Origin of the sequence: Priestia endophytica DSM 13796 (assembly GCF_900115845.1) — a bacterium.
Lineage (GTDB): Bacteria > Bacillota > Bacilli > Bacillales > Bacillaceae_H > Bacillus_I > Bacillus_I endophytica.
Genome location: NZ_FOXX01000004.1, coordinates 349,854 through 357,652 on the forward strand (window position 1 = coordinate 349,854; position 7,799 = coordinate 357,652).

8 protein-coding genes and 1 pseudogene are annotated in these 7,799 nt (G+C 33.6%); 2 read left to right on the forward strand and 7 right to left on the reverse strand.

The features are described 5' to 3' along the window. Positions 1-238: 238 nt before the first annotated feature. The 5 genes from BM012_RS10665 to BM012_RS10680 all read right to left on the reverse strand — a co-directional run bounded on the left by BM012_RS10665 (position 239) and on the right by BM012_RS10680 (position 4,437). Positions 239-577, reverse strand: a complete 339-nt coding sequence (locus tag BM012_RS10665) for an antibiotic biosynthesis monooxygenase (RefSeq protein WP_061804128.1) — start codon at positions 575-577, stop codon at positions 239-241. Between the two features lie 514 nt (positions 578-1,091). Continuing rightward, positions 1,092-1,250 (reverse strand): hypothetical protein, encoded by a 159-nt coding sequence (locus BM012_RS26390; RefSeq protein WP_167360141.1) that lies wholly within the window; start codon positions 1,248-1,250, stop codon positions 1,092-1,094. A gap of 526 nt (positions 1,251-1,776) precedes the next feature. Continuing rightward, complete coding sequence (locus tag BM012_RS10670) at positions 1,777-2,910, reverse strand: NADH:flavin oxidoreductase (RefSeq protein WP_061804127.1); 1,134 nt, start codon at positions 2,908-2,910, stop codon at positions 1,777-1,779. Positions 2,911-3,113: 203 nt separating this feature from the next. Then, the gene (locus BM012_RS10675; protein ID WP_061804126.1) at positions 3,114-3,545 is read right to left on the reverse strand and encodes a VOC family protein; all 432 of its coding nucleotides are present in this window, start codon (positions 3,543-3,545) and stop codon (positions 3,114-3,116) included. 427 nt (positions 3,546-3,972) lie between these two features. Then, positions 3,973-4,437, reverse strand: a complete 465-nt coding sequence (locus BM012_RS10680; RefSeq protein ID WP_061804125.1) for a YoqH family protein — start codon at positions 4,435-4,437, stop codon at positions 3,973-3,975. A gap of 450 nt (positions 4,438-4,887) precedes the next feature. Between BM012_RS10680 and BM012_RS10685 the strand changes: the two genes are divergently transcribed. Beyond that, the gene (locus BM012_RS10685; RefSeq protein ID WP_061804124.1) at positions 4,888-5,154 is read left to right on the forward strand and encodes an RNA polymerase alpha subunit C-terminal domain-containing protein; all 267 of its coding nucleotides are present in this window, start codon (positions 4,888-4,890) and stop codon (positions 5,152-5,154) included. 266 nt (positions 5,155-5,420) lie between these two features. Here BM012_RS10685 and BM012_RS10690 read toward each other — a convergent pair whose 3' ends face one another. Together BM012_RS10690 and BM012_RS10695 are read right to left on the reverse strand one after the other, a co-directional pair. Next, positions 5,421-5,864: a cell wall hydrolase gene (locus BM012_RS10690; RefSeq protein WP_061804123.1), complete on the reverse strand. Its 444-nt coding sequence runs from the start codon at positions 5,862-5,864 to the stop codon at positions 5,421-5,423. Between the two features lie 219 nt (positions 5,865-6,083). After that, a complete protein-coding gene (locus BM012_RS10695) occupies positions 6,084-6,761 on the reverse strand; it encodes an alpha/beta fold hydrolase (protein ID WP_061804431.1) in 678 nt (225 codons plus the stop codon). 782 nt (positions 6,762-7,543) lie between these two features. On the opposite strand from BM012_RS10695, the pseudogene BM012_RS25875 reads away from it, so the two are divergent. Beyond that, positions 7,544-7,799: pseudogene (locus tag BM012_RS25875) on the forward strand (IS3 family transposase); the annotation flags it as partial.

A 7,799-nucleotide genomic window follows, 5' to 3' on the forward strand; every position in this document is an offset into this window, starting at 1 on the left:
TCTAGTGAGTATGATACTTATTAGATATGAAAGTTCACCGAAAAGATCCCTCTTCTATAATGAGTAGGGGTTAGCAATCTAAGCAACTGGACAAACTATTAACGTATTCCCCTATAATTATATATTCAAAAAACCTTTGCTAATGCTAAGCAAAGGTTTTTTACCACAAGAACTTTAACATTAATTAGTTACCGTAAAACCCATTCTCGCTAGTTATTCTAATGGAGTAATCATTACTTCATATATTTTCTATTACTCTCGCAACACGATACTTATTAAGTTTTAATGTTTTAGCCTCACAGCGACTAATAATTTCATCATTAGTAGTTTGGACTTCATCACGCCCTGAAGCTTGAAACGAATTAGACCAAGCTTCTTCCGATATCCATTGGGCATAATTAATAACTCGTTTACCATCTTCACTAGCATGGAAACTTGATGAAATAAACCCAGCATAATTCTTAAAGTATGTTTCAATTTGATTTGTAAGACCATTAATTAAGTCTTGCTGATATTTTGGATTAACTTCCCATTCAATAATTACCGTAAACAACTGATTTTCTTCAATTTTTGGCATATGCACTCTCCTCTATTAATCCTGATATTTATAGTGTATTTCAGTAAAGTTATTCTAGCGTCAATAGTATGAATCCTCCTATAACTTTAGCACAGTTAAAAATGTATATATTTATATACTAAGCGATTAATTAGCTAATACAGAAGATATAAGTGTGGGGATTAATAAAAGTAAATCAATATGAATTCACAATTTATAAAACATGATTTTCTGGATAAAACCTTTTTAAGCAGTAAATATCTTAGTTCCTCTAATCTTGATTATCAGTCATAAACCACTCAGGAGAACTTTTTAGAATAGATATGTATATGAATCTATAAATTTGAACAAACTACTTATGTATTCCCCTATTCGTATAAATAAGAGAATCCTTTGCTTATAATTAGCAAAGGATTCTCTTATTAAAAGTAATTCGCGCTAAATTAGTTAACATAAACCGTCTTTTTTCATATAACTACTTTGTTACGTTTACCCTGTTCTTTACGGACAATCTCACGGTAAAAAAAGATCTCACTTAAACCGTAGATGAAGCAAGATAAGGACTATTAAAATAGATAATCTCAGTAAGAATCTTACTTCCTTCGATGTCTTTAAAAGCTTCTCTTGCTTCCTTCTCTGTGTTAAATTCAAACATTTTCGTGTTTTTCCTTGAATGAACCGTAATCACCCACATGAACTATTCCTCCCCCATTAAAAATGGTCCCTTGTATATGTCCTCACCCATATACAAGGAACACTCAAAAACATTATGAACAATATCATACAAAATGAAAACCCTTTCTACAAAAACTATCAAAATATTACAAAAATAATCACATCATAGGAAACGAAGAAGCTTTTTTAGTTAACATAAAATAAATTCTAGTAACAAAGAAAGAATTAAATAAAAACCATTATTCATCTTCATAAGAAAACTTGCAACACAAAAATAGTTATCTAAAAGAATACCAAGCCCCCCGATATAATAGTGAGGCTTGATATTCTGTAATAAATATGTTTATTTATTTCTCTTTTCCTTAAAAAATACTATTAGTTATGAAAAGCTCTAACGCAACAAATTAGAAACCTGGAGAGTCTATAACCTTTGTTATTTGTAGAGCAGCGTAGATAAAGAAGCTCATTAAGATTAACTCTAATGTTTTCATTTTTAATGTTACCATCACTATTTCTAAGTTGAAGTACTTATTAGATTACAAGTTTTAAACTTCAAAATCCTTAATTTTAGCATTTGGTCTTAGCACTTTTTCTTGATCAAACTCTACTAATGGTTTCCCATTTTTGACTTTGTTGACCCAATCATGGTTAGCAAGAGCTCCTTTACCTAAGGTAATCAAATCGGCTTCCCCTTTTTCAACGATTTCTCTCGCCTTGGAAGGATCCTCTAAATGCCCGTTGGCTATCACAGAAACTCTCCCATACTTTTTTGCAAGAGCCGCAAGCGATGCTCCGCTGTTGTCCAAGGCTGAATCAGTTACAATGGTGGATTCATCTGTTGGAAATGCAGGTTGCCATGCTTCATACTCCGTAACATGAATAAAGTCAAGACCTGCGTGCCCTAACTGACCAAAGATGATTTCAGCATCTCTTTCTTTTCTTCCCCACTTGTGGTTATAATCATTCACCTTTCCCTGTGAAATCCGAATACCAATAGTAAAGTCCTGGCCAACAGCCTCTCGAACTGCCTTGGAAACTTCAACCAATAACCGGACTCGGTTTTCAGTAGAACCACCGTATTCATCTGTACGTTTATTGGTATAATCAGTAAGAAACTGGTCAAGTATGTATCCATTGGCTCCATGAATTTCAATTCCATCAAATCCAGCAGCTTTTGCACGTTTAGCCGTGTTAACAAACCCGTTTATCACTTCTGTGATTTCTTCTTTTGTTGCTTCTCTTGGAGTTGGGTACAGGCCTTTCCCTACATAAGATTCCATTTGTTTTCCTTTTGGCCGAACGGCAGAAGGACCGATTGTTTCTTGAACAAAACGATTTCCTTGAGAAAGGGCTCCCGCATGCATGATTTGTGCAAACATTTTAGCACCTGCTTGATGGACAGAATCTACTACTTTCTTCCACGCTTGTGTTTGTTCCTCATCAATGAGACCTGGCTTATTAAAATATCCTTGACTATACTTGTCATCAGTATAAATTCCTTCCGTAATAATCAGTCCAAATCCTCCACGGGCAAATGATGTGTAATAGGATACCATCTGATTGGTTGCTAAGCCTTCAGAAGTTGCGCTTATACGTGCCATTGGGGCAACCCCTATCCGGTTATCTAATGTTATATTACCTAATGTAACATTTTCAAATAACAATTTTGTACCAGCCACTGTTAAGACTCCTCTCTTTTTTTAACCAAAAAAATCTTTGGTACTGAACTACACCTAAAAAACCTGTATAAAGTCTTCATTTATACAGGTTTAGGTTACTCTAAAATAACATTTAATTATTTTTAGATATACCTTATTGAACTGATGGCCCCCTTAATTTCAATAAGATATCTAGCTTAGTTGAACAAAAAACTTTTCATATATTACTTATTATCAGCAACTTGTGTTGAGATTTGCCAAGTTACACCGAATTTGTCTGTGACTTGTCCATATGATGGACTCCAAAAAGTTTCTTGAAGCGGCATGTTTACCTGACCACCTTCTTTTAGTTTTCCGAATACTTCTTCTGATTTCTCTACATTGTCTATTGTAATGGATACTGTCACTTGTGATCCAATTTGGTATGGTTGACCTGGGAATGTATCAGAAAGCATCAAATCATTATTGCCGATTTTTAAATGCGCATTCAATACACGGTCTTTTGCTTCAGCAGGAATGGAAAATTCGGGGTTTTCAGGCATGTCTCCAAAAGTTTGAACTCCAACAACTTTTGCATCCAATGCATTCTCATAAAATTTAACAGCTTCTTGTCCATTACCATTCATAACTAAATAAGGATAAATTCCTAAAATCATGAAAGACACCTCTTTTAAAGTTTTGTTTAATAAACTAAAAGTTATAACGAATCTCAAAAAGAACATACGTTCTCTCTCATCCTAACATGCAATATATATCTATACAACAACTTTATTAAACTATCCTGCTGCATAATTAGTTCAATAAGAATAAAATTTACAGTTTTACTATTTTAATATTCTCTATATATATAAATTTTAATAAAATTGTTTATATATAGAGAAATATTCAAGTTATATACCATATATACAACTAATAAAGTATCCCCCTCTATTCCTTTAATAAAATAAATCAGTTAATCTAACAAAGCTTATTCGTATACGATCTTTGTGAAATTAATTTATTTCACCTTAAAACTGTGACTTATAGGAATGAATAAAGAAAAAGAGTTCTTACTTATCAAGAACTCTTTACAATGGAGTTAAATCATTCTTCCCTTTCTTCACAAGATTTTAAGTTACCTCTCAATATAGCTGGCCCCAACTTTTGGGTCTTAGAATTAGAAAGCCGTACCTCCACCTTAACATTTCGCATTTCTGCTGTAATTAAATCAAATCTTCCAGCCCAAGTAGGACTGTCTTCTTCAGCCGTGGGATAAAGTTTAAAACGCCAACTAATTTCATTAGGTATTGAAGAAAAGCCTTCGTAGCCATCGTAGTTACCAAAAGAAGAAGGATTAGGAAGGTGCACAGCTAAGATACTTATATTAGTTCGAGCAAAACTTGGTGGGTTCAATTGAACTTTATAAATTAATCCTACTCCTTTAGCATTTTTCAACTTTTTATCTACAGGTTCTAGAGTTAAACTACAAGGCATTTTACTGGCATTTGTTTCAGTTGGATAAGCAATTACAATCATGGATAAGAACATAACTAAAATAAGTTTTTTCATCACATTTCCTCACAATTTTTAGTTACTATCCCCCACTGATCGCTAAATTATTATAGTTACTTAAAATTAACCAGTAGTTTATACTTCATACCTATATAATTACCTTAATGTTGATTATCTACAGCTTTTATATACGAGTTCTAATTTGATAGGATAACGCTGCTAAACAAGTAATCAGCCCCAAATAAAGAATCCTCCGTAGGTAATTTTAGTTTTTAAGTGATTTTTTAGTTCTTTTAGTAACTCATATCTTTATAATGCTTTCTTCTTTTATGATGAATTAAATTTTCAAAAAATAAAATCAGTATAGTCCAGTAGAATAAAAAGGCCCTTAATTTTATCAAGAATATTAATACTTTACCTGTTGAAAATGGTAAAGTATCGAAAGCTAAAAATAATTTTCAAGAACAGGAGCCGTGGAGAAAGGACAATTTCAGAAAAAAATTAAAAATTTGCAACAAAGGACATAAATATTATAAAAGTAGTGACTGTCCAACCTGTCCGACTTGTGAGCAAGAACGTAAACCTGCCGATGGATTTCTTTCACAACTCTCAGCACCAGCAAGAAGAGCATTGGAAAACAACGGGATAATTATTTTACAACAGCTATCAAAATTTAGTGAAAAGGAGATTTTGCAATTCCACGGAATAGGACCAGCTTCTTTACCTAAACTTAAGGCCGCTTTAAAAGAAGAAGGGTTATCCTTTAAAAATTGACTAACGAGAAGTAATATACTTACAGAATTATATGTTAAGCTAAATCCATGAAGTGATAAAAATCTCTACTTTTTGATCACAAGTAGGGATTTTTCATGTGTTAATTTATTAAAGTATTCCAAAGAACCATAGATATTGTATTCATGTAAAGTTCACAAGATCAATATTATCACCAGAAAAAAAGCCTTGCTCCATCTCGAAGTAAAGCTCCTTTTCGTTTATATAAATATTCTAAACATATAAAAAAGCTTACTCAAAGAGTAAGCTTAACTTCCGCTATAAACACTATCACATGTTCCAGATTTAGGTTCATAATAACAATGATTTTTAAATTGACCAGCTAAAGGTTGACCGTACCAAGTTGGAGGACATGGAGCATAGGGATTAAAATACCAAAGAGCATATTTCCCTGGGTGTTCTCTCCAATAATCCAAATTCTTTTTTGCTAATCTTTTTTCAACAGGCCTCGCTCTTTGATAAAATTCATTACCTTTTTGAACAGCTTCAAAAGAATAATTTCCTCCTTGAACTTGAAAAATAACTTGTCGAATTGTTCTTAAGTCTTTAAAGTCTAAACAATTTGCTTTAAGACGATTAACAATTACATTTCCGACATATAACATTCCTTGTTTTCCTTCACCTACGGCTTCTGCTCTCATCATCCTTGCCATTAAATCAATATCTGCATCTCGGTAGCTTACTCTTGGCATTTTCTCACCTCAAAATATAGTATGAAAAAAAGCCTATATTGATGTTATCATTTATAAAATAAGCATTTAATAAATTTGTCGCCGAAATAACGCAATAATCAGAAAAATGAGTTCACCTAACACGGTTTAGAGGAATTCAATACTAAGAGATAGACTAATACACTGCCTCCCTTCCTATAAATAAAAGTTTAATCATTTTTAAAAGTGCTATTCAGAAACTTATGGATTAAGAAAACTTTTTACAGCATCTAAAAAGGCTGGCAGATTCTCTGCATGCACATCATGCCCAGCATCCTCTATCGTCACCAATTGGCAATTTGGAACGAGCTCTGACACTTCCCTCAATTTATCTTGGGGAATATGACTAGAACCACCTCCTATGATGAGGGTAGGTGCAATGATATCCGTAAGATTTGTCCACCATTGAGGATTAGGATTATTCAATTGTCTTAGAATTGAAGGTACAACCTTCCAATCAAATGGTAGAGGACCAGGAGGTTTAGAAGGAACTTCGAACTGCTTCCCTGGAAAAGGAGGAGGGGTATCTTCAACAATTAACCGTTCTATCCTTGAGGGGAATGTTTCGGAAAAAAGATAGGATACCGTTCCTCCCATGGAGTGCCCTATTAACGTAAAACGTTCCAAATCCATGGCATTTACAAACTGAAACAAGTCATCGCACATTAGCTCGAACGTATAAGTGCCAGTTCTCGCACTCCCACCGTGGCCTCGTTGATCTAAAGCGAGCACTCGATATTTTTCTCCTAATACAGCAGCTACTTCGTCCCAGGATTCTGCATTCATTCCCAAAGCATGAAGTGCAACAATTGTCGGTGCCGAAGCTTCCCCAGTTTCGCGATATTGAAAAGTTAAACCGTTTAATTCTATTTGATTCATCCGTATTTCCAAATCAAGTCATCTCCCCATTTAGATTTTATTCATTGAAATCTAAATTATTTAAGATTCCTGTATATATTCGTCAAGGAGTGAAAATTACCTTCACATATTCCAAACCCTTCATTGGATCCGTTGTAGCTTAAATAATTACATTTATATCTTTTACAGATGGTTGAATTCCTTCTTCCCTCAGGATCTCACTATAGATTCAATCTCAATATTCACTACTCTTGACGGTTCTTCTCAAAGTTGTCCTAATTTCACACTAAAATTTATTAAAAGCATTATTAATATTAAACCTAACTTGATCTGACGTTATGTTGACTCAATAAAAAAACAACCATCTCTAATGGTTGCTAATGTATTATATATTAAAAACTAAGCAATATCTTTTACCTCTTTTGCTTTGTTAAACGGGAGCTTCTCTTTAAGGGAAGGAATAATCAAACCATCTACGCCGTATCTTCCTGCATTCATAGCAGACACGAGAATAAACATAGATAATAAAACAAGTTGTGGATTTATCTTAAAAGAGTTTTAAAATTTGATTCACAAGATTACAGAGCATTTTTGTGGCTAAACTTTTAATACTTTAAACAAACTGCTCAACGAACGAACCTTTAGATTTTCATTTGTAATTCCTTATCATTTAGGATGAATCTAAAGAAAAAGCTATTATTGAGGGGACGGGACTGACCCCATAGAGTGAGACAAATAAAAAACACCTTTAAGTTAAAAAACGGGTATGTAGTACCTAACAATAACTTGGAGGTGTTTTTTCTATGGGAAAAAGAGTGAGCAATCCAGTAGAAGTGAAATTAAAAGCAATTGAAATGAGATTGGCAGGAGTACCGGTCAAAGAAGTTATGGAAGCTTTACAAATCCGCAACCATACACAACTCAAAACATGGATGAGGTGGCATAGAAATGGAGCTTGGCACAGCCCGTTGGGCAAACATACACCCATCAAAAAGGGCCTCATTCTCAAGATACTCCATCAAAGTTACAAGCTGAAAATCGATATTTAAAACCACAGAT